This window comes from Micromonospora sp. NPDC005806 (assembly GCF_042871425.1).
Classification (GTDB): domain Bacteria; phylum Actinomycetota; class Actinomycetes; order Mycobacteriales; family Micromonosporaceae; genus Micromonospora.
Genome location: NZ_JBIAIL010000002.1, coordinates 1 through 18,251, shown reverse-complemented (window position 1 = coordinate 18,251; position 18,251 = coordinate 1). Strand labels below are relative to the sequence as shown.

The window sequence follows — 18,251 nt, the reverse complement described above, 5'->3', positions numbered from 1 at the left end:
TGTCTGTCGTGACCGCTGCCGATTACGCCGAACAGCTCAAGGAACTCGACGCCACCCTGCGCAACATCGAGGCCGTGCTCGACCTCGACAAGCTGCGCGAGCAGAAGGCCCGCCTGGAGCAGGAGGCCTCCGCGCCGGACCTGTGGGACGACCAGGCCAAGGCGCAGCAGGTGACGTCGCAGCTGTCGTACGTCAACGGCGAGATCACCAAGCTCGGCAACCTCCGCTCGGGGCTCGACGACGCCGGAGTGCTGCTGGAGCTCGCCCAGGCCGAGTCGGACCCCGGCACCCTCGCCGAGGTCGAGTCGGAGATCACCGGGCTGACCAAGGCCATCCAGGAGATGGAGGTCCGCACCCTGCTGTCCGGCGAGTACGACTCCCGGGAGGCGCTGGTCGCCATCCGGGCCGGGGCCGGCGGCGTGGACGCGGCGGACTTCGCCGAGATGCTGCTGCGGATGTACCTGCGCTGGGCCGAGCGGCACGGCTACCCGACCGAGGTCTACGAGACCTCGTACGCCGAGGAGGCCGGTCTGAAGTCGGCCACCTTCACGGTCAAGGTGCCCTACGCGTACGGCACGCTCAGCGTCGAGTCCGGCACCCACCGGCTGGTCCGGATCAGCCCGTTCGACAACCAGGGCCGCCGGCAGACCAGCTTCGCCGGCGTCGAGGTGCTGCCGGTCGTCGAGCAGACCGACCACATCGAGATCCCCGAGAACGAGATGCGGATCGACGTCTACCGCTCGTCCGGACCGGGTGGGCAGAGCGTCAACACCACCGACTCGGCGGTCCGGATCACCCACATCCCGACCGGCATCGTGGTCACCTGCCAGAACGAGAAGTCCCAGTTGCAGAACAAGGCCTCCGCGCTGCGTGTGCTCCAGGCCCGGCTGCTGGAGCGCAAGCGGCAGGAGGAGCAGGCCAAGCTCCAGGGCCTGAAGACCGAGGCGGCCGGTTCTTGGGGCGACCAGATGCGGTCGTACGTCCTGCACCCTTATCAGATGGTGAAGGATCTGCGGACCGAGCAGGAGACGGGCAATCCGTCCGCGATCTTCGACGGCGAACTGGACAGCTTCATCGAGGCGGGTATCCGCTGGCGGAAGCAGCAGCAGCTCAGCGCTGACGGTGCGTGATCAGCCTCCGACGGAGCGCGTCATCGATCTTCGCCTGACCGGCTGAATCGATGACGCGAGTCGCAACGATGGGGCGGGGGGCTTGGCTCTCCCGTTACGCCGCGTAGACTCACGACCCGTGATTCAGCTTGAGCAAGTGACGAAGACGTACCCGAAGGCGTCCCGGCCTTCGCTCGACAACGTGTCCGTCTCGATCGAGAAGGGCGAGTTCGTCTTCTTCATCGGTCCATCCGGCTCCGGCAAGTCCACGATCATCAAGATGCTGCTGCACGAGGTCACCCCCAACAAGGGGCGGGTCGTCGTCAACGGCAAGGACGTCACGTCGATGCGTTCCTGGAAGCGACCCCACTTCCGGCGTTCCATCGGCTGCGTCTTCCAGGACTTCCGCCTCCTGCCGAACCGCACCGCCTACGAGAACGTGGCGTTCGCCCTGGAGGTGATCGGCAAGACCAAGGCGGTCGCCCGCCGGGTCGTTCCGGAGGTGCTGGAGCTGGTCGGCCTCGGTGGCAAGGAGCACCGCTACCCCCACGAGCTCTCTGGCGGTGAGCAGCAGCGGGTCGCGGTGGCCCGGGCGTTCGTGAACCGGCCGCTGATCCTGCTCGCGGACGAGCCCACCGGAAACCTGGACCCGGACACGTCGATCGAGATCATGCGCCTGCTGGACCGGATCAACCGCACCGGCACGACCGTCGTGATGGTCACGCACGACTCCAACATCGTGAACCAGATGCGCCGCCGCGTCGTCGAGATCGAGAGTGGCCGCATCGTGCGCGACCAGCACCGCGGCGTCTACGGCTGAGCCGTCCCCGCTGACGATCCGTAGACCCTGACGACGAACACCTCAGCCGGAGAGCCGGAGGAATTTCCCGATGCGGATGAAGTACGTCCTGTCCGAGGTACTGGTCGGACTGTGGCGCAACGTCACCATGACCATCGCGATGATCATCACGTTGGCGGTGTCGCTGTTCATGCTGGGCGGCAGCGGCCTTCTCTACCAGAAGGTCGGCGACATGAAGGACCTCTACTACGAGAACGTCGAGGTCTCGATCTTCCTCAAGACCGACGTCAACGAGCAGCAGCGGACCGACCTGGACGCCAAGCTGAAGGGCGACCCGCTGGTCAAGGAGGTGACGTACGTCGACAAGCAGCAGGCGTACGAGCGCTTCCAGAAGATGTACGCCGACGCGCCCGACCTGGTGAACGCGGTGAAGCCGGATCAGCTGCCCGAGTCGTTCCGGCTCAAGCTGAAGAACCCGGAGCAGTACAAGAACATCTACAACCAGTACAAGGACACCGAGGGGGTCGACGAGATCGTCGACCAGAGCAAGCTGCTCGACAAGGTGTTCGGCGTGCTGAGCGGCTTCCAGAACGGCGCGCTGGCCATCTCGATCGTGATGGCGATCGCCGCGTTGCTGCTGGTCGCGAACACCATCCAGGTGGCCGCGTACAGCAAGCGGCGTGAGGTCGCGGTCATGAAGCTGGTCGGTGCCTCCAACTGGTTCATCCAGGCACCGTTCGTCCTGGAGGCGGTGGTCGCCGGCCTGCTCGGCTCCATCCTCGGCCTGATCGCGCTGGCCACCCTGAAGGTGGTGGCCGCGGGCAGTTCGATGGCGGCCCTGGAGGGCCTGATCACCCCGATCTCCTGGTCCGACATCCTCCTGGCGTTCCCGCTGATGGCCGGTGTGGGTGGCCTGGTCAGCGCGGTCACCGCCTGGGTCACGCTCCGCTTCTACCTGCGGGTCTAGTCCCGCGACGGCTCTCCAAGGGCCCGCCCGTGCCGGAATAAACGGCGCGGGCGGGCCCTTGTCATTCGGGTAGCATGATCTCCGCTCCGCGGCCGGTGGTCGCGGACCGATCCGAAAGGAGGTGGCGCCGATGCCACGGGAAAAGGGCCGCAAGGTGGTCGCCTCCAACAAGAAGGCGCGCCACGACTACGCCATCCTCGACACGTACGAGGCGGGCATGGCGCTGACCGGCACCGAGGTCAAGTCGCTGCGGGCCGGGCGGGCGTCGCTGGTCGACGCGTTCGCCCAGGAGCGCAGCGGCGAGCTCTACCTGCACGGCATGCACATCCCGGAGTACACCCAGGGCACCTGGACCAACCACGAGCCCCGGCGCACCCGGAAGCTGCTGCTCAAGCGGCTGGAGATCGACCGGCTGATCGGCAAGACCCGGGAGAGCGGTCTCACCCTGGTGCCGTTGCAGGTCTACTTCTCCGACGGCTGGGCGAAGGTGGAGATCGGCCTGGCCAAGGGTAAGAAGACGTACGACAAGCGCCAGGACCTCGCCAAGCGGGACGCCGAACGGGAGATCGCCCGGGTGGCGGGTCGGCGTGGCAAGGGCATGGGCGACTGAAAAATCCGATTTGTCCGGGTCGGTGATCGGCCCGGGGTGCGGGATGAAACCCGTTGCGGCAGGCGTTAGGCTTGTCAGTGCCGCCAGAACGGCGGCCCTTCGAGGGGGTGACTGGTTTCGACTTCGTACGTTGAGGCAGGGGAAGCGAGCCGAGGAAGCCGACGTCGTCTCGAGAATCGTTCGTCGGAAACCAATAAGCGCCAAGAACAATCGCGCTGACTTCGCTCTCGCCGCCTGAGGCGAGTAGCAAGTCTGTCGGCCTGGGAGCGCCTTCGACCCAGTTAGCCGGCATCAGCTAGAAGGCTGGCCAATCGGACCCGGTCGCGGGGTCCGTGCGGCGAGATCAATCAGCGACTGGGCCCGTCACACCGACTCGCTCGCGTGATCGGAGGGGCCGAGTAGAGGCACAGCGAGCTGCGCTCGGAGAAGCCCTGGCAAAGCGACGAAGGACCCGGGTTCGATTCCCGGCACCTCCACAGGACGGCGGCCCCACCCATCGGGTGGGGCCGCCGGCGTCTGTGCAGCTATATCCAGGGATCAGCGGTCGTTGACGTTCGCGGCCACGATCCGCGGGCTGAACTCGAACACGTTCGGGTCATTCGGATCGATGGTCACCGCCACCCAGTGGGTGTTGCCGTCGCCGAACGTCTCCACCCGGGTGAACTTCGCCACGACCTGGCCGTTGTCGTACTTCAGCGGCTTGTCTTCCTTGAAGTAGTGGCTGTCGCCGTGGACGAGCGCCGACTGGCCGGGGAACGCGAGAACCTGCTTGCGCAGCTCAGGAAGGATCTCGTTGTAGCCGTCGTACTGCAGGGGCTGCAGCTTCTGTTCGTTGTTGAAGTTCGGGTCGGCCTGCCAGTCCACGAGCACGCCCTTGAGCCCGAGCCGGGTGGCCTCGGCGTACGACTCCTGCAGCCAGTGGATGTTGGCCGCCTCACGTGCCTGGTGCTCGGCCGTCATCCGCGCGATCTCGCTGTCCGGCCGGGTCTCGCCGTCGACGCCCGCATGCGGCAGGTTGTCGTTGGAGCCCTGGATGTTGAGGGTGATGAACATGACCGAGCCGTAGACCCAGCGGACGTTCTCGCGGTAGCTCTCGTAGCCGTGCTCCGCGCTCTCCCGCGTCACGGTCATCGTACGAGCCCCGAGGGTCTGGTCGGTCGGGTAGAAGACCTGACGCTCGTGGTCGAGCCGCTCGAGGGCGTCATAGCCGCCGGTGGCCGGGCCGTACCGTCCCCAGCAGTCCGTCCAGTCGTTGTCGCCGGGCACGACGACCACGGGGTGGTCAAGGCTGTTGAACCAGTCACGCGACTGGGTGTAGAGCGCGTCGGTGCACGCGCCGTCGCCGCCGGCCTTGAGGTCACCATCGAAGATCGAGAACTTGATGTAGGAGTTGTTCATGTCCTCGAGCAGGCGCGGGTACTCGACCCGGCCCTTGGCCCCGTACGGCATGTCGCCGAAGAGGCCGACGGTGTAGGTGCGTCCGTTGGCAACTCCGCCCACGGCGTCGGCATGGTCGGCGTAGGCACTGCCCGCGCCCATGATGCCGCTGACGACCGCGGCTGTTGCCGCCGCCGCGATCGCACCTCGCCAGATGCTTTTCATGTCTGCAGCTCCAGTTGGCGAAGGAACAAGATCAACCGGAGCGTCCTCGCCGCGCGTGCACATTTCCAACCCGCTGGCTTGCCGCGACTTGTCGGTCAGGCGAACCTGCTGGCGAATCTGGCTGAATGTCGAACCGAAGCTGATGCATCAACGTATATCGGGGCAAACGTGCTGCGCACCGCCGCCTGGCTGGACGGGACCCGCGCCTCGGTGCGCGGCGCCCTCGCCACCCGTACCGTCGACCTGGCCACCGCCGAGGTGCGGGGGGGGGGGCGGTGGCCCACCGGGTCGGTGACGACGCCGTGGTCCGGGTGCCGACCGCGGTCGCCCGGGATCGGGACACGGGCCGCCAGGTCACCATCCCGTTGCAGGGGATGGGGCTGGACACCCTGCCGCCGCACGAGGTGCGGGCGCTCGCCGACGCGATCACCGCGGGCCGGCCGGATCACGGCCGGGATGCCGACGCGCACGTGCTCGCCGGCCAGCTACGCACCATGGCGGGCAATCCACTGGGCCGGTAGGGGCTGGTGCGGCAGCTGGGACGAGTGGGACGGATGAGGCGTCGGCCGGGCCTGGACAGGCCGGAGGCCTGGGTTCACCATCGCTGTACGCGGTAGCGCAGCAGTGCGGGAGGTGCCCATGGTCACCGGTCCGATCCAGCAGCCGTCCCCGGTCGCCGCGGCGGCCCGCCCGCCCGCCGCGCGCCAGCCCCGGGCCACCCTCCTCGGCGACGTGCAGGCCCTCGCCCGGGCGCTCGCCGTGCCGCCGGGGGAGCCACGCTGGCGGGAACGCCTGATCCGGCACCTCGGCCCGGTCCGGCAGGGCTTCGCCGAGCACGTCCGGGTCACCGAGGGCCCGACCGGTCTCTACGCCGAACTGCTGTATCAGGCACCCCGGCTGGACCGGGGCGTGCGGCTGCTGGCCGGCGAACACACCGCCATTGCCGCCGCCATCGCCGCCCTCCAGCACGCCGCGGTGCTGCCCGCCGTGCCGGCGGAGGAGTTGCGGGCCCAGGCCGGACACCTGCTGCGGGCCCTCGACCGGCACCGGCGGCGCGGCGCGGACCTGCTCTGGGAGGCGTACCAGGCCGACCTGGGCGGGGAGAACTGACCCGGGAACCGGCGGGGTGGGCGCGGCGTCCAACCGGCATGCGTCGCTCGCTCGCCCTGCTGGGGTTGCCGCTCCTGATCCTCGCCGGCTGCGCCACGCCCGGTTCCGGCCCGACCGCGCCGCCGGCCGCCACCCCCGACCACCGGTGGGCGGCCTTCGACCAGCGGGCCGCCGAGGTGGCCGACGCCTGGCGGCCCGGCCAGGCGTGGCGCAGCGGCTACGTGCCGCTCGAGGACGCCACCGTGCTGACCGGCGACCCGGGCTTCACCGGCGAGGCCAAGCTGGCATTCTCCAACGGCTGGTTCCGAGACCAGATCCCGATGCCGACCGCCACCCCGCCCGACGGCACCATCCGGTTCCCGGACGGCACGCTCCGGGTGCCGCTGGTCAGCGCCGCCGAGGCGTACGCCCAGATGGACAAGGGGGATCCGCCGCCCTGCGACGGGCGGCCGGCGGCACTCCCGCCGACGGCCGGAACCGGTCTTCCCAAGCCCGGCGGCCCGACCATCGAGCCGGGGCCGGACGGCCCGGTGTCCAGCCCCGCGGACACCCCCTGCGTGCAGCTGACGGTCACCGGAATGAAGATGGGCAGCGCCCCGGTGCGGACCAGCCGGGGCCAGGCGGAGGTGCCGGCCTGGCTGTTCACCGTGGAGGGGATGCGGGTGCCGGTGGCCCGGCTCGCGGTCGCGCCGCCCGCGATCGGCGCCGTGCCGCAGGGCATGGGAGGCGACCGGCCGCTGACCGGCGGGCTGGTGACCACGCAGAGCCTGGACGCGGTGGACGGCACCCGGCTCGACTACCGGGTCGGCGTGGGCGCCTGCGACACCGGCCTCACCCCGCTGGTGCTGGAGCGGGACGACGTGGTGGTGCTCGGGGCCGGGGTGACGCCGCCCACCGGGCCCTGCACTCTGCAACTGGTGATGAAGCCGGTGAGCGTCACGCTGAAGGCGCCGCTCGGCGACCGGGCGGTGCTGGACGTGGCCGGCGGCACCCCGCTCACCGTGGTCCGGCGTTGACGGCCGCTAGAGGATCTTGGGGACGTCGGTGCTGATCTGCGCCGGCAGCACGGTCGGCCCGTCGGCGGCGAGCGCGGCCGCCAGCGCCGGACCGAGCGCGTCCGGCGACTCCAGCACGGTGGCGGCGCAGCCGTAGCCCCGCGCGACCGCGGTCACGTCCAGTCCCGGCAGGTCCAGCGCGGGCACCCCCGGCGTGTGCTTCAGCTCGGCGAACGCCTTGAGGATCGCGTACTCCCGGTTGACCGGGACCACGACGGCGAGCGGCAGGCGGAGCTGCGCGGCGGTCCAGAGCGCCTGCACCGAGTAGTGCAGCGAGCCGTCGCCGATCACCGCCACCACCGGCCGGCCACGCCCGGTGTCCCGCTCGGCCAGGGCGATCCCCACCGCCGCCGGCAATCCGAACCCCAGGCCGCCGCTGGCCATCGTGAAGTACGACCGCGGCCGATTGACCCTGAGCCGGCGGCGCAGCGCGGCCAGGTTGGACGGTGACTCCTGCACCAGCACCCCGTCGGCCGGCCAGTACCGGGCCAGCGCCGCGAAGAGCGCGTCGGCGCTCGGTGGGTCGGTGATCTCGGGCGGCGGCTGATCGGGTCGGGCGGGCGGGGGTGGCCGGCCCGCTGGCGGCAGCAACTCCACCAGGGCCGCCAGGGTCAGCCCGGGGTCGCCGAGCAGGCTCTCCCCGACCGGGGCGCGGGCCGACTCTTCTGGGTCGTCGGTGACGTGCAACAGCCGGGTGTCGGCCGGCAGGTAGTCGCCCGGCACGTACGGGTAGTAGCGGAACACCGGGGCGCCGACCACGAGCACCGTGTCGTGTCCGCGCAGCGCCTCGGCGAGCGGACCGATCGCGTACGGCAGCACGCCCCGGAAGTGCGGGTGGTCCTCGGGGAAGACGGCCCGTTCCGGCGCCGGGGCGGACCAGACCGGGGCGGCCAGCCGCTCGGCCAGCGCCACCGCTTCCGACCAGGCGCCGGCCCGGTCCACCGCCGCGCCGAGCACCAGCGCCGGGGCGCGGCTGCCGGCCAGCACGTCCGCGAAGCTGCGCAGCTGGTCCGGGTCGGGGGCGATCCGGGTGGCGACCGTACGCACCTGCGGGGGTGCGTCGGCGGGCCGGTCCCAGTCGTCCATCGGCAGGGAGAGGAAGACCGGCCCGGCCGGCGGCTGCACCGCGGTCGCGTACGCGCGCATGAACGCCGCCGGGATGTCCTGCGCGCGGGCCGGCTCGTGGGCCCACTTGACGTACGGCTGGGTCAGCTCGGCCGCCCGGCGGCTGGCCAGCCGGGGCTCGATCAGCAGCATCTCCCGGTTCTGCTGGCCGGCGGTGACGATCAACGGGGTCTTGTTGTGCCAGGCGGTGACCAGGTTGCCCATGCCGTTGCCGGTGCCCGGGGCGGTGTGCAGGTTGACGTGCGCGGGACCACCGGTGGCCTGCGCGTAGCCGTCGGCCATGCCCACCGCCGACGCCTCGTGCAGCGCGTGCACGTAGCGGAAGTCGGCCGGGAAGTCCTGCAGGAAGGGTTCCTCGGTCGAGCCGGGGTTGCCGAAGACGGTGGTCAGGCCCAGGTCGCGCAGCAGGTGGTACGTGGTGTCGCGGACCGTTGCCATCGCCCACTGCCTCCGTCCCCCGCATGGTGCCGGAGACAGCCCGCTGATCAGCCGCCCGACCAACCGAATTTATCGGTCCTCGGTTAACTTTTCGGGCGCTTCCCAGCGGTCAGGGCAGCGGGAAGGGCAGCTTGATCCCGTCGAGCGCGTGCCCGCACGGGCAGTCCCGCTCGGTCGGCAGCGCGGCGACCGCCCCCAGCAGCACGGCGCGCAGCACATTGGTGTTCTCCGCGAAGACCCGGAAGACCTCCTCCTGGGTCACCGACTCGCCGGCCTCGACGCCCGCGTCCAGGTCGGTGACCAGCGCGATCGAGGTGTAGCAGAGGGCCAGCTCGCGGGCGAGGACCGCCTCCGGGTGGCCGGTCATGTTGACCACCGTGCCGCCGATCGAGGCGAACCAGCGTGACTCGGCCCGGGTGGAGAAGCGCGGCCCCTCGACCACCACCACCGTCCCGCCGTCCACCGCCGTCACGCCGTGCCCGGCCGCCGCGTCGAGCAGCGTGCGGCGCCCGGTCGGGCAGTACGGGTCGCCGAACGGCACGTGCACCGCGCCCCGGTCGTAGTAGGTCTGCGCCCGCCCGCTGGTGCGGTCGATGAGTTGGTCCGGCACCACGAAGGTGCCCGGGCCCAGCTCGGGCCGGAGCCCGCCCACGGCGCACGGGGCGAGCACCTGGCGTACGCCGAGGGAGCGCAGCGCCCACAGGTTCGCCCGGTAGGGGATCAGGTGCGGGGGGTAGCGGTGATCCCGGCCGTGCCGGGGCAGGAACGCCACCCGGCGGCCACCCACGTCGGCGATCGTGACCCGGTCCGACGGCGCGCCGTACGGCGTGTCCAGCTCGTGCTCGATGGCGCCGTCGAGGAGGGCGTACAGACCGGACCCGCCGATCACCGCCAGCTCGGCCGTTGGACCCATCCGGGCCTCCTTCGATCCTGTCGCGATCACCCGCCCGTCAGACCTTAGTCAGCGGGCGGAGCGCAGGCTATGGTGCGTGACATGGCGTTGACAGCGCGGGTCGACGGCGTCGGGTTCGCCGCACCGGCGTACGGCTGACGGGTGTCGGACATGCAGGGTGAGGGACAGGCGATCGGTGGCCGAGCCATGGAGTCGATGACCGGGCGGTTGCTGGTCGCGACTCCCACGCTGAAGGATCCGAACTTCGACCGTACCGTCGTGCTGCTGGTCGCCCACGAGCCGGGCGGCGCCCTCGGTGTGGTGCTCAACCGGGCCACCGAGGTCCCGGTGGCCGACGTCCTGGGCGACTGGAGCGACCTGGCCCGACACCCGGCGGTGCTCTTCGAGGGCGGCCCGGTGCAGCCCGACTCGGCCATCTGCCTGGCCCGGATGCGTCACCCGATCAAGCCGGTGAAGGGTTTCCACCGCGTCTCCGGCGCGGTGGGCACCATCGACCTGTCGGTCGACCCGGAGCGGCTGCGGGACGCCGTCGGCGGGATCCGGGTCTTCGCCGGCTACGCCGGCTGGGGTGCCGGCCAGCTCGAACGGGAGATCGAGGAGGGGTCCTGGTTCGTCCTGGACGCCCTGCCCGGGGACGCCTTCGTCGACCGGCCGGACGACCTCTGGCCGATGGTGCTGCGGCGGCAGGGCGGGATGATGGCGGCGGTCGCCCATTTCCCCCCGGACGTGGCCCTCAACTGAGCCGCGGCGGGGTACCCCGCGATATGACCATGCCGGCCGGCGTGTGTATAGTTCTGTCCGTGCCCGGGCGACTGGGGACGACAGCAAGGGGCCGTGGCGCAGCTGGTAGCGCACCACACTGGCAGTGTGGGGGTCAGGGGTTCGAGTCCCCTCGGCTCCACCCTTCACGATCAGGGCGTTCGTCGGACATGACGGACGCCCTTAGTCGTCTTGGCGGGTTGAGGTAGCCAAGCTCACACCACCTCGCCCCACCGGACGCTTTCCATCGCACCGGCAGCCTGCACCAGTTGGGTCGGCATGACGTGACTGTAGATGTTCATGGTGACACCGGTCCGAGAGTGACCCAGGAGTTCCCTGAGCACTCGGGCGGGCGCGCCGTGGGTGAGCAGCAGGGCATCGACAACTGCGCGTCGGCCAGGCCGTTACAGGACCGGGCCGAAGCGCTGGTGAAGGCGTTGATGGGGTTGGAGCTCGACTGATGCGGGGCGCGATCCGCTACGGTCCGCCAGCCTCAGGCAAGGACACCGTGACCGCCGCCCTGGTGAGCCAGGCAGTTAGCTGGCCCGTGGGGCGTACATGATGACGGCGACGCCGACGAGGCAGATGACTGCGCCGATGATGTCGTAGCGGTCGGGACGGAACTTGTCGACGACCATGCCCCAGGCGAGAGAGCCGGCGACGAAGACGCCGCCGTAGGCGGCGAGGATGCGGCCGAAGTTGGCGTCGGGTTGGAAGGTGGCTACGAAGCCGTACAGCCCGAGTGCGATGACTCCGGCCGCGATCCAGAGCACTCCTCGGTTTTCCCGCCAGCCCTGCCATACCAGCCAGGCGCCGCCGATTTCGGCGAGGGCGGCGAGCAGGAACAGCAGGATCGAGCGGGCTACCGTCATGCGTCGGACCGTAGCGTGATTACCTCGCGCTCGCGCTGGTCACCCTGCTCGCAGGAGCAGTTGCCGCCGGCGCAGCCGGTGGCGTGGCGGCGTTTGCTGGCCCACCACCAGGACAGGCCGGCGAGCACGGCCAGGGCGACGGCGATGCCGGGAAGGAAACGGTTGACCGCGGCCCAGCCGGCACCACCGAGGACCCCGGCGGCCAGCAGCGGTGGCAGCACGCAGCACGCGGCGCAGGCAGCTCCCGCGAGTCCGGTCATGCCGGAGGGGAGCGTGCGGCGCAGGCGGTTAGTAGGTGTGGACACGGTCGTTCCTTTCAGCGAGTTCAGCAAACGGCAGGGGGCAGCAGGCGCTGCCGGCGCAGGCGACCAGGTCGTCGCAGCCGGCCGAGATGGCGGCTTGGAGGGTGTCGCGGATGACAGTGAGGTCTGCCAACTTCTGTTCCACCTCGACGAGCTTGTCCTTGGCTCGTGCCTGGAGGCCGGTGTCGGGTCGGTTGCTGTGCTGGTGTTGGCCGGCGGCGAGCAGGTCGGCGACCTCGTTGAGGGTGAAGCCGAGGCGTTGTGCGGTCTTGATGACCCGCAGCAGGGTGACTGTCTCGGACGGGTAGAGCCGATGTCCGCCCGGCGACCGCTGCGGGGAGGCGAGCAGTCCCCGGCGCTCGTAGTAGCGCAGGGTTTGCAAGTTGACTCCAGCCGCGTCGGCGAGCTGGCCGCTGCGTAGTCCCGGTTCGGTCATCTCCGGACCCGGACGGACGTGGCCCGCTCGGCGAGGGCATCAAGCACGTCGACGTGTGCCGCCGGTACCCGAACGTCCAGCGTCAGCGAGTTCAGGTCAGGTCGCGCGATGTCGAACGTGAAGAACGAGCAGCAAGACGATTCACGGGCCGTCAGGTCCCGCGCCGTCTCTTCGACCTGCTCCGCGCTGTCGAGTTGCAACCGCAGATGCTGTGCCGACAACCGGTCGGCACCGCGGACCGTATCCCGGAAGAACTGGTCGAACTCGGCGAGCCGCAGCGGCCGTTCGGCGGTCGGCAGAGTGCACGTGTCAGGCACCCAGGAGTCATCCGTCGTGACATGTTGGTCGCTCATACTCCGACGGTAAGCCTGTACCTAGGTACCGAATGCAAGTCCCGGCCAGTGGAAGTATTCAGGCCGTCGGTCATGGGGCATACCTTCCGACGCTGGGCAGGAACGTCCGACCCTGGCTGCGTAGCGGCGGTAGTCGTCGCCGTGGGTGGCGATGAGGTAGGGCTCCTCGACGGCGCGGACCTGCAGTTGGAGTGTAAGGACCAAGACGAGCCAGGCGGCGAGCGTGGGTGCGTTCGCTTGGGTCGATGCCGACCCGCCGGGAGGTACCCATGGCGAGCTGGGCGGCGAGCGCGCCGGCGATGCCTGAGGGCAGAAGGAGCCACCTCACGTCCCGTCGCCCCACAGCACGTTTCCATCGCACCGGCGGCCGGCACGAGCGGCGTGTCGCTGTGCCTGATCACCGAGTCAGGAACAGGCCGCGAGCAAGTGCATGAGCAACCTCGTCCGACGTCATCTGGGGGAACCTCTCGGCGATGGCGGCGCGAGCCTGCTCTTCCGTGATCGTCTGATCCCAAACGAGAGTGGCCTGCTCGGAGGAGAACGTGTCCACGACCCGCTGCCAGGCGTCGGACGTTTGAGTCTCGACCAGGTTCTGCGGGTGCCCGAAGATCGCACGCCAGAGGTACGCGAGCAGGCTCACGACTGGATCGTCTCAGCCAGCATCAAGCTCGGACAGGCCGCCGCGCCGTCGTGCTGGGCCACCACCAGGGTCAGCAGGGTGGCCGCGATGACCCAACTCGTCGCACCGCTGCTACCTCCTTGACCGGCGTCGCCAGCGGAGGGAGGCGAGGATCGCGGCCACCAGGACGGCGACCGCGATGAGCGAAATCCACAGCCCCTTGCTGCCAGTGCTCTTGGCGGCGGCGGTTGGGCCGTGGGTGGCTTCCGGTGAGCTGGGGGCGCGAGCTGCGCTGCTCGGGGCGGGGGAAGCGCTGGTCGGTACGGCGGCGGCTGGTGTGAGTTTCAGGACCGGGGCGGGATTGTCGGGCTCAGGCTGACCCGCCTGGGGGATTTCAATCCACCGGGCCACAGCGCCGTCGCTGTAGGTTTCCAGGGTCTTGAACGGCAGCTCGGTCGTGTTCGACGGCAACTGCGCGACGGTGATGGCCCACACGGCGTTCTGCCCGACCTTCAGCGCCGGCCCGGCCACCGTGAACCCGTCCGGATTGGCGGACAGCTTCCACCCGCTGGGTGCCTTCGCCAGTCGCACGTCCTGCGGGCTGATCCCGGGCGGGAGGACGACCCGCTCGGACCTGATGCCGGCGCGGGGGGACTCGGCCTCGCCATGGAACGTGACAGTGACCTCACGCGCCCCAGCCTGGGGATGGTCGGCCTCGACCTCGACATGGGCCATGGCGGGTGCGCCGAGCGCGACAGCGGCGGCGACACCAGCCACGGCGGCCAAGGAGACACGACGAGGACGAGATGGCCCAGCAATACCCACACGGACTCCTCACGGATAGGGCGACCTGGGGGCCGCAGCGGTGAGAGCAACAGCAGCTATCGGTGGGTCGCTTTCTGCGAGCGATTAGTTCCGGCCGTGCGCTTTTGAGTTCCCCCCAGTCTGCCTGGTGTTGTTGTCCGGAATCGCCGCTTCGAGGACGCCGGGAACCGCCGCGCCGCACAGGCTCGTTCAACTCGTTGTGGGCGTCGACGACGCGTAACCTGCGAGGCCGAGCCGTGCCATCGGGGCCATGTGCCGGCTGCGGTCCGCCGGGACTGCTCGATCAACCACGACGGCGTGTCACAGGATCCGTAACGGACCCTGTGACACGGCGGCGTGGGTTGGCATCCCGTCAGGCGGCGTCGAGGGCCTTGGTGATCTTGCGGATCATGTCGGCCACGATTGGGCTGGGCTGGCCGTGGTGAGTGGCGGATTCGATCGCGGTGATGACCGTGCTGCGGAAGTTCTCGGCCTCTTCCGGAGCCTGCTCCTTGAGCAGGCTCATGGCCGCCGTCAGGGCCGGCAGCACGCGGTCGGCGATCTCGGCCACGGACTCGCCGTTCAGTTCCTTGCCCTTGGGATAGTCGGCGAGCACGTGCCCGACCAGGCCGGTGGCCGAGCCCAGCGCGATGCTGCCATTGGTGGCGATCTTGTGGGGTGAGCCGCCGGCGGCGCCAGCGGCGGACAGCAGCGTGACGGTGCCGTACGCGGCGATCCGCAGCGTGGTCTTGTCCTGGTCGGAAAGGGTGATGGACATGGTTGTGCACTCCTTTGAATCTGTTGCGAATTCAGGCGAACGGAAACCCCTCCGGGCGGAGGCGTGAGCTAGGTCGAGGAAGCGCTGTCTTCTGTCATGCGTCCACCATCGGCGCCAGGCCTGACACCGCCCTGCCACCGCCCTGACACGACCACTGACACGGTGATCCAACTGGTCGCGCCAGGCCAGGATGCCGCGCGACCCGCTGACGACGACGTGATCGGCGGGGAGCCCGCCGGGCACGGCGCTTGCTGCGCGCGAAATCTCAGCTGAGCGGCCTAGCTGCGGAGCAGGCGCCAGCACATGGATGCCTGCCCGTCGCCCATGGCAGGATCTGCCGAGTGAAGATCGGGATGCTCGGATCGTTCGAGGTTCGCACGGACGATGGCGCCTTCGCCGACGTGCCGGGCGCGCGGCTGCGCGGGCTGTTGATCGCCCTCGCGCTCGAACCTGGTCGCGTGGTCCCGAAGGCAACGCTCGTCGACTGGATCTGGGGTGAACACCCGCCCGCCGACGCGACGAATTCTCTGCACCGCTTGGTTTCCCGGCTGCGAAAGGCGCTGCCGGAGGGATCGGTCGAGGGGCAGACGGACGGCTACCGGTTGACGGTGGAACCCGACGCCGTCGACGCCGTGCGGTTCGAACGCCTCATCACCGCGGGCCGGCTCGCCAATGACGACGATCCACGGCGGGTACGACTGCTGCGCGAGGCCGTCGCATTGTGGCGCGGTGCCGCCATGCAGGACGTCGGTCTGCCGGACAGTGCGGCGTTCGACGCGGCGGTCACCCGGCTTGAGAGGCTGCGCCTGACGGCCATGGAGGATCGGTTCGACGCGGAGATCAGCCTCGGCCATGGCGCGGAGCTGGTCACGGAACTGACTGACCTGGTGGCCGCCCACCCGTTGCGAGAACGGCTTGTCGCCGCGCTGATGCGGGCCCTCGTCGCGACCGGCCGCGACACCGAGGCGCTGCTCGTGTACGAGCGTACGAGGGAAGCCCTGGCCGACGAGCTCGGCATCGACCCGTCACCGGAGCTGTCCGCGTTGCACGTCGCGCTGCTGCGGGGCGAGTTGGGACGACGGGAGGACAACCGGAAGACCAACCTGCGCGCCGAGCTGACCAGCTTCGTCGGCAAGGACGCTGATGTCGCCGCGGTTCGCGAGCTCATCGCCGACCGTCGGCTCACCACCCTGATCGGGCCGGGCGGCTCGGGGAAGACCAGGCTGGCCACGGAAACCGCGCGTACGCTGCTCGGCGACCTGCCGGACGGGGCCTGGCTGGTGGAGCTCGCGGCCATCGGCGCCGACGGGGACGTGGCGCAAGCGACGCTCGCCGCGCTCAAGCTGCGGGATGCGCTGCTCGGCGAGGCGCCGGACGCGGAGCCGACAGATCGGGTCATTGCCGCAATCCGCGAGCGGACGATGTTGCTGGTTCTGGACAACTGCGAGCACGTGATCGAGTCGGCGGCGACATTCGCCCATCGAGTGCTCGGCGAGTGCCAGCGGCTGCGGATCCTCGCGACGAGCAGGGAACCCCTCGGCATCACCGGTGAGGCACTGTGGCCGGTCGTGCCGTTGGCCGTACCCGCGGAAGACGCCGACCCCGGCGAGATCGAGTCCGCGCCGGCCATCCGGCTGCTGCTGGACCGAGCCAGTGCGGTGCGCAAGGACCTCACCACCGACGCCCACACCTTGTCGACGTTGGCGCGCGTCTGCCGGTCGCTGGACGGGATACCACTGGCGATCGAACTCGCCGCGGCCAGGTTGCGCACGATGTCCCTCGATCAGCTCGCCCACCGGCTCGACGACAGGTTCCGCCTACTGACCGGCGGTAGCCGTACCGCGCTGCCGCGACACCGGACGCTGCGTGCGCTGGTCGACTGGAGCTGGGAGCTGCTCACCGACGCCGAACGGACGGTCCTTCGCAGGCTCTCGGTGTTCTCGGGCGGCGCGAGCCTGGAAGCAGCCGAGCGGGTCTGCGCAGACGATGCGGTCGAGGCGTGGGAGGTGCTCGAGTTGCTGACCGCGTTGACCGAGAAATCGCTGGTGGTCACCGCGGGCGAGGGGGCTCCGCGCTACCGGATGCTGGGCACGATCAAGGAGTACGCGAGCCAGCGGCTTACCGAGGCGGGGGAATCGGACTTGGCGCGCCAGGCGCACCTCGCGTATTTCACCGAACTCGCCGAAACCGCGGAGCCGCATCTTCGCCGCGCGGAGCAATTGGAATGGCTCGCCACGCTCGAGGTCGAGCACGACAACATCAGTGCTGCGATGCGCGGTGCGCTCGCGGCTGGCGAGGCAGACGGGGCGATGCGGCTCGCCGCTGCCGCCGGCTGGTACTGGTGGCTCGGCGGGCACAAGGCGGAGGGCAACGAGCTGATCATGGCGGCCACCGCCCTGCCCGGCGAGGTGGCCGACGAGATCCGGGCCGTGGTGTACGCGTTTGTCACGGGGTTCATGACCTCCGGGCGGGAGAGTGACCAGCGCCAGGCGGAGGAGTGGATCCACAAGGTGTACGAGATCAGCCAGCGTGGCCAGAGCCGTCACCCGGCGGTGGCGCTCGTCGCCGCACTGGAACGCATGTTGCAAGCGCCGGACGCGTTCCTGGCCGCGTGGGAACCGCTGCTCACTGACGGGGACCCCTGGGTACGCGCCCTTGCCCGGGTGCAGCTCGGCAAGATGCGGATCCAGCTTGGCTGGGAAGGTCAGGATGCGGACGCGTATCTCGAGACGGCAGCCACCGAATTTCGCGCGCTCGGCGAACGGTGGGGGATTTCGTTCGCCCTGACCGAGCTGGCGGATCGCATCGCCATGCGTGGCGACTTCGCCGGTGCGTGCGAGCACTACGAACAGGCGATCGCGGTCGTCACCGAGGTCGGTGCCATCGAGGATGTGGTGCGGATGCGGTCGCGGCAGGCTCAGTTGTACTGGTTGTCGGGAGATGAGGAGGCGAGCGCGGCTGCCATGGCAGAGGCGCAGCGGTACGCGGAACGGGTCGCCTGGCCGGAGGCGCTGACCGAGCTGGCCCTGTCGAAGGCGGAACTCGCCCGCTGGAGCGGCGACACCGAGCAGGCACACCGGCAACTCGACGTCGCGATGGCCATGCTGGGCAACGCTGCCGAGCGGGCAAACATCCGTGCGGTGACCCAAGACCTGCTCGGCTACCTTGCCGAGGATCTCGACGAAGCCCGCGAACACCGCATCGCGGCCTTCCAGGCGGCGTCTGAGGCGGGGAGCCCACTCCAGATCGCGCAGGTCCTCGTCGGGATTGCGGATCTGGCACTGCGTCGCGAACAGTACGAGCAGGCGGCGCGACTGCTTGCGGCAAGCGCCGGCGTGCGCGGGCTGCCGGATCGTTCCCACCCGGATGCGGCCCGGATCGAGCAGTCAGCGCGGCGCCGCCTCGGCGATACACGGTTTGCCGAGGCGGCGCGGGAAGGCACTCAGACGAGCTGGAGTGAGTTGGTCGCGGTCACGCTCGCTTCTTGAAGGTGGACCGTGCCCAGAGGTATCCGATGAGGGCGATGGCGACGCACCAGGCGAGGGCGGGGATCACGTCGCTGGTGGCCGGTGCGCCGTTGAGGAGTCCGCGGAGGGTTTC

The 18,251-nt window shown here is 69.9% G+C and carries 20 protein-coding genes, 1 tRNA gene and 1 other RNA gene; 12 read left to right on the top strand and 10 right to left on the bottom strand.

Annotated features, from left to right (window positions below; translation table 11 throughout):
* The first annotated feature begins 8 nt into the window (after positions 1-8).
* The 5 genes from prfB (at position 9) to ssrA (ending at position 3,964) form a co-directional block, all read left to right on the top strand.
* Entirely contained in the window at positions 9-1,130 is a 1,122-nt protein-coding gene (gene prfB, locus ACFYOS_RS02635) for a peptide chain release factor 2 (RefSeq protein WP_387135297.1), read from the top strand.
* 118 nt (positions 1,131-1,248) lie between these two features.
* The gene (gene ftsE / locus ACFYOS_RS02630) at positions 1,249-1,929 is read left to right on the top strand and encodes a cell division ATP-binding protein FtsE (RefSeq protein WP_123242810.1); all 681 of its coding nucleotides are present in this window, start codon (positions 1,249-1,251) and stop codon (positions 1,927-1,929) included.
* Positions 1,930-1,999: 70 nt separating this feature from the next.
* Complete coding sequence (gene ftsX, locus ACFYOS_RS02625) at positions 2,000-2,875, top strand: permease-like cell division protein FtsX (protein ID WP_387135294.1); 876 nt, start codon at positions 2,000-2,002, stop codon at positions 2,873-2,875.
* A 130-nt stretch (positions 2,876-3,005) separates the two neighbouring features.
* The gene (gene smpB / locus ACFYOS_RS02620) at positions 3,006-3,485 is read left to right on the top strand and encodes an SsrA-binding protein SmpB (protein ID WP_387135292.1); all 480 of its coding nucleotides are present in this window, start codon (positions 3,006-3,008) and stop codon (positions 3,483-3,485) included.
* 103 nt (positions 3,486-3,588) lie between these two features.
* Positions 3,589-3,964: a transfer-messenger RNA gene (gene ssrA / locus ACFYOS_RS02615) on the top strand.
* Positions 3,965-4,022: 58 nt separating this feature from the next.
* On the opposite strand, the gene ACFYOS_RS02610 is transcribed toward ssrA, so the two are convergent.
* Complete coding sequence (locus ACFYOS_RS02610; protein ID WP_387135290.1) at positions 4,023-5,087, bottom strand: hypothetical protein; 1,065 nt, start codon at positions 5,085-5,087, stop codon at positions 4,023-4,025.
* A gap of 275 nt (positions 5,088-5,362) precedes the next feature.
* On the opposite strand from ACFYOS_RS02610, the gene ACFYOS_RS02605 reads away from it, so the two are divergent.
* The 3 genes from ACFYOS_RS02605 to ACFYOS_RS02595 all read left to right on the top strand — a co-directional run bounded on the left by ACFYOS_RS02605 (position 5,363) and on the right by ACFYOS_RS02595 (position 7,213).
* On the top strand, positions 5,363-5,608 hold the full coding sequence (locus tag ACFYOS_RS02605; protein WP_387135288.1) for a hypothetical protein: 246 nt from the start codon (positions 5,363-5,365) through the stop codon (positions 5,606-5,608).
* 118 nt (positions 5,609-5,726) lie between these two features.
* Positions 5,727-6,197, top strand: a complete 471-nt coding sequence (locus ACFYOS_RS02600; RefSeq protein ID WP_387135285.1) for a hypothetical protein — start codon at positions 5,727-5,729, stop codon at positions 6,195-6,197.
* Positions 6,198-6,235: 38 nt separating this feature from the next.
* A complete protein-coding gene (locus ACFYOS_RS02595; protein WP_387135282.1) occupies positions 6,236-7,213 on the top strand; it encodes a hypothetical protein in 978 nt (325 codons plus the stop codon).
* A gap of 6 nt (positions 7,214-7,219) precedes the next feature.
* Here the strand turns inward: ACFYOS_RS02595 and mdlC are convergent, their stop codons facing one another.
* Both mdlC and ACFYOS_RS02585 read right to left on the bottom strand, forming a co-directional pair.
* Positions 7,220-8,815: a benzoylformate decarboxylase gene (gene mdlC / locus ACFYOS_RS02590; RefSeq protein WP_387135281.1), complete on the bottom strand. Its 1,596-nt coding sequence runs from the start codon at positions 8,813-8,815 to the stop codon at positions 7,220-7,222.
* Between the two features lie 109 nt (positions 8,816-8,924).
* Positions 8,925-9,728 carry an S-methyl-5'-thioadenosine phosphorylase gene (locus ACFYOS_RS02585; protein WP_387135279.1) on the bottom strand — a complete coding sequence of 268 codons (804 nt, stop codon included), beginning with the start codon at positions 9,726-9,728 and terminating at the stop codon, positions 8,925-8,927.
* Between the two features lie 150 nt (positions 9,729-9,878).
* On the opposite strand from ACFYOS_RS02585, the gene ACFYOS_RS02580 reads away from it, so the two are divergent.
* The 3 genes from ACFYOS_RS02580 to ACFYOS_RS02570 all read left to right on the top strand — a co-directional run bounded on the left by ACFYOS_RS02580 (position 9,879) and on the right by ACFYOS_RS02570 (position 10,948).
* A complete protein-coding gene (locus ACFYOS_RS02580) occupies positions 9,879-10,469 on the top strand; it encodes a YqgE/AlgH family protein (protein ID WP_387135277.1) in 591 nt (196 codons plus the stop codon).
* 87 nt (positions 10,470-10,556) lie between these two features.
* A tRNA-Ala gene (locus ACFYOS_RS02575) sits at positions 10,557-10,629 on the top strand.
* A 178-nt stretch (positions 10,630-10,807) separates the two neighbouring features.
* Positions 10,808-10,948, top strand: coding sequence for a hypothetical protein (locus tag ACFYOS_RS02570; protein ID WP_387135275.1), 141 nt, complete (start codon positions 10,808-10,810; stop codon positions 10,946-10,948).
* A gap of 75 nt (positions 10,949-11,023) precedes the next feature.
* On the opposite strand, the gene ACFYOS_RS02565 is transcribed toward ACFYOS_RS02570, so the two are convergent.
* The 7 genes from ACFYOS_RS02565 to ACFYOS_RS02535 all read right to left on the bottom strand — a co-directional run bounded on the left by ACFYOS_RS02565 (position 11,024) and on the right by ACFYOS_RS02535 (position 14,651).
* Positions 11,024-11,359: a YnfA family protein gene (locus ACFYOS_RS02565; RefSeq protein WP_387135273.1), complete on the bottom strand. Its 336-nt coding sequence runs from the start codon at positions 11,357-11,359 to the stop codon at positions 11,024-11,026.
* Positions 11,356-11,664 carry a hypothetical protein gene (locus tag ACFYOS_RS02560; protein WP_387135270.1) on the bottom strand — a complete coding sequence of 103 codons (309 nt, stop codon included), beginning with the start codon at positions 11,662-11,664 and terminating at the stop codon, positions 11,356-11,358. Before ACFYOS_RS02560 ends, ACFYOS_RS02565 begins: the two co-directional genes overlap by 4 nt.
* Entirely contained in the window at positions 11,648-12,097 is a 450-nt protein-coding gene (locus ACFYOS_RS02555; RefSeq protein ID WP_387135268.1) for a MerR family transcriptional regulator, read from the bottom strand. Before ACFYOS_RS02555 ends, ACFYOS_RS02560 begins: the two co-directional genes overlap by 17 nt.
* Entirely contained in the window at positions 12,094-12,450 is a 357-nt protein-coding gene (locus tag ACFYOS_RS02550) for a hypothetical protein (protein WP_387135265.1), read from the bottom strand. The genes ACFYOS_RS02555 and ACFYOS_RS02550 overlap by 4 nt, the downstream gene beginning before the upstream one ends.
* Before the next feature lie 397 nt (positions 12,451-12,847).
* On the bottom strand, positions 12,848-13,090 hold the full coding sequence (locus tag ACFYOS_RS02545) for a hypothetical protein (RefSeq protein WP_387135262.1): 243 nt from the start codon (positions 13,088-13,090) through the stop codon (positions 12,848-12,850).
* Positions 13,091-13,201: 111 nt separating this feature from the next.
* A complete protein-coding gene (locus ACFYOS_RS02540; protein ID WP_387135259.1) occupies positions 13,202-13,846 on the bottom strand; it encodes a DUF1775 domain-containing protein in 645 nt (214 codons plus the stop codon).
* 400 nt (positions 13,847-14,246) lie between these two features.
* On the bottom strand, positions 14,247-14,651 hold the full coding sequence (locus ACFYOS_RS02535) for a hypothetical protein (protein WP_387135256.1): 405 nt from the start codon (positions 14,649-14,651) through the stop codon (positions 14,247-14,249).
* Between the two features lie 341 nt (positions 14,652-14,992).
* On the opposite strand from ACFYOS_RS02535, the gene ACFYOS_RS02530 reads away from it, so the two are divergent.
* Positions 14,993-18,139 (top strand): BTAD domain-containing putative transcriptional regulator, encoded by a 3,147-nt coding sequence (locus ACFYOS_RS02530; RefSeq protein ID WP_387135254.1) that lies wholly within the window; start codon positions 14,993-14,995, stop codon positions 18,137-18,139.
* Positions 18,140-18,251 lie beyond the last annotated feature (112 nt).

What these genes read in the sequence shown, in the direction of transcription:
- ftsX (WP_387135294.1), top strand. Translation starts at nt 2,000, where the DNA reads ATGCGGATGAAGTACGTCCTGTCCGAGGTACTGGTCGGACTGTGGCGC.
- smpB (WP_387135292.1), top strand. Translation starts at nt 3,006, where the DNA reads ATGCCACGGGAAAAGGGCCGCAAGGTGGTCGCCTCCAACAAGAAGGCG.
- ACFYOS_RS02610 (WP_387135290.1), bottom strand. Translation starts at nt 5,087, where the DNA reads ATGAAAAGCATCTGGCGAGGTGCGATCGCGGCGGCGGCAACAGCCGCG.
- ACFYOS_RS02600 (WP_387135285.1), top strand. Translation starts at nt 5,727, where the DNA reads ATGGTCACCGGTCCGATCCAGCAGCCGTCCCCGGTCGCCGCGGCGGCC.
- ACFYOS_RS02595 (WP_387135282.1), top strand. Translation starts at nt 6,236, where the DNA reads ATGCGTCGCTCGCTCGCCCTGCTGGGGTTGCCGCTCCTGATCCTCGCC.
- mdlC (WP_387135281.1), bottom strand. Translation starts at nt 8,815, where the DNA reads ATGGCAACGGTCCGCGACACCACGTACCACCTGCTGCGCGACCTGGGC.
- ACFYOS_RS02585 (WP_387135279.1), bottom strand. Translation starts at nt 9,728, where the DNA reads ATGGGTCCAACGGCCGAGCTGGCGGTGATCGGCGGGTCCGGTCTGTAC.
- ACFYOS_RS02580 (WP_387135277.1), top strand. Translation starts at nt 9,879, where the DNA reads ATGCAGGGTGAGGGACAGGCGATCGGTGGCCGAGCCATGGAGTCGATG.
- ACFYOS_RS02565 (WP_387135273.1), bottom strand. Translation starts at nt 11,359, where the DNA reads ATGACGGTAGCCCGCTCGATCCTGCTGTTCCTGCTCGCCGCCCTCGCC.
- ACFYOS_RS02555 (WP_387135268.1), bottom strand. Translation starts at nt 12,097, where the DNA reads ATGACCGAACCGGGACTACGCAGCGGCCAGCTCGCCGACGCGGCTGGA.
- ACFYOS_RS02550 (WP_387135265.1), bottom strand. Translation starts at nt 12,450, where the DNA reads ATGAGCGACCAACATGTCACGACGGATGACTCCTGGGTGCCTGACACG.
- ACFYOS_RS02535 (WP_387135256.1), bottom strand. Translation starts at nt 14,651, where the DNA reads ATGTCCATCACCCTTTCCGACCAGGACAAGACCACGCTGCGGATCGCC.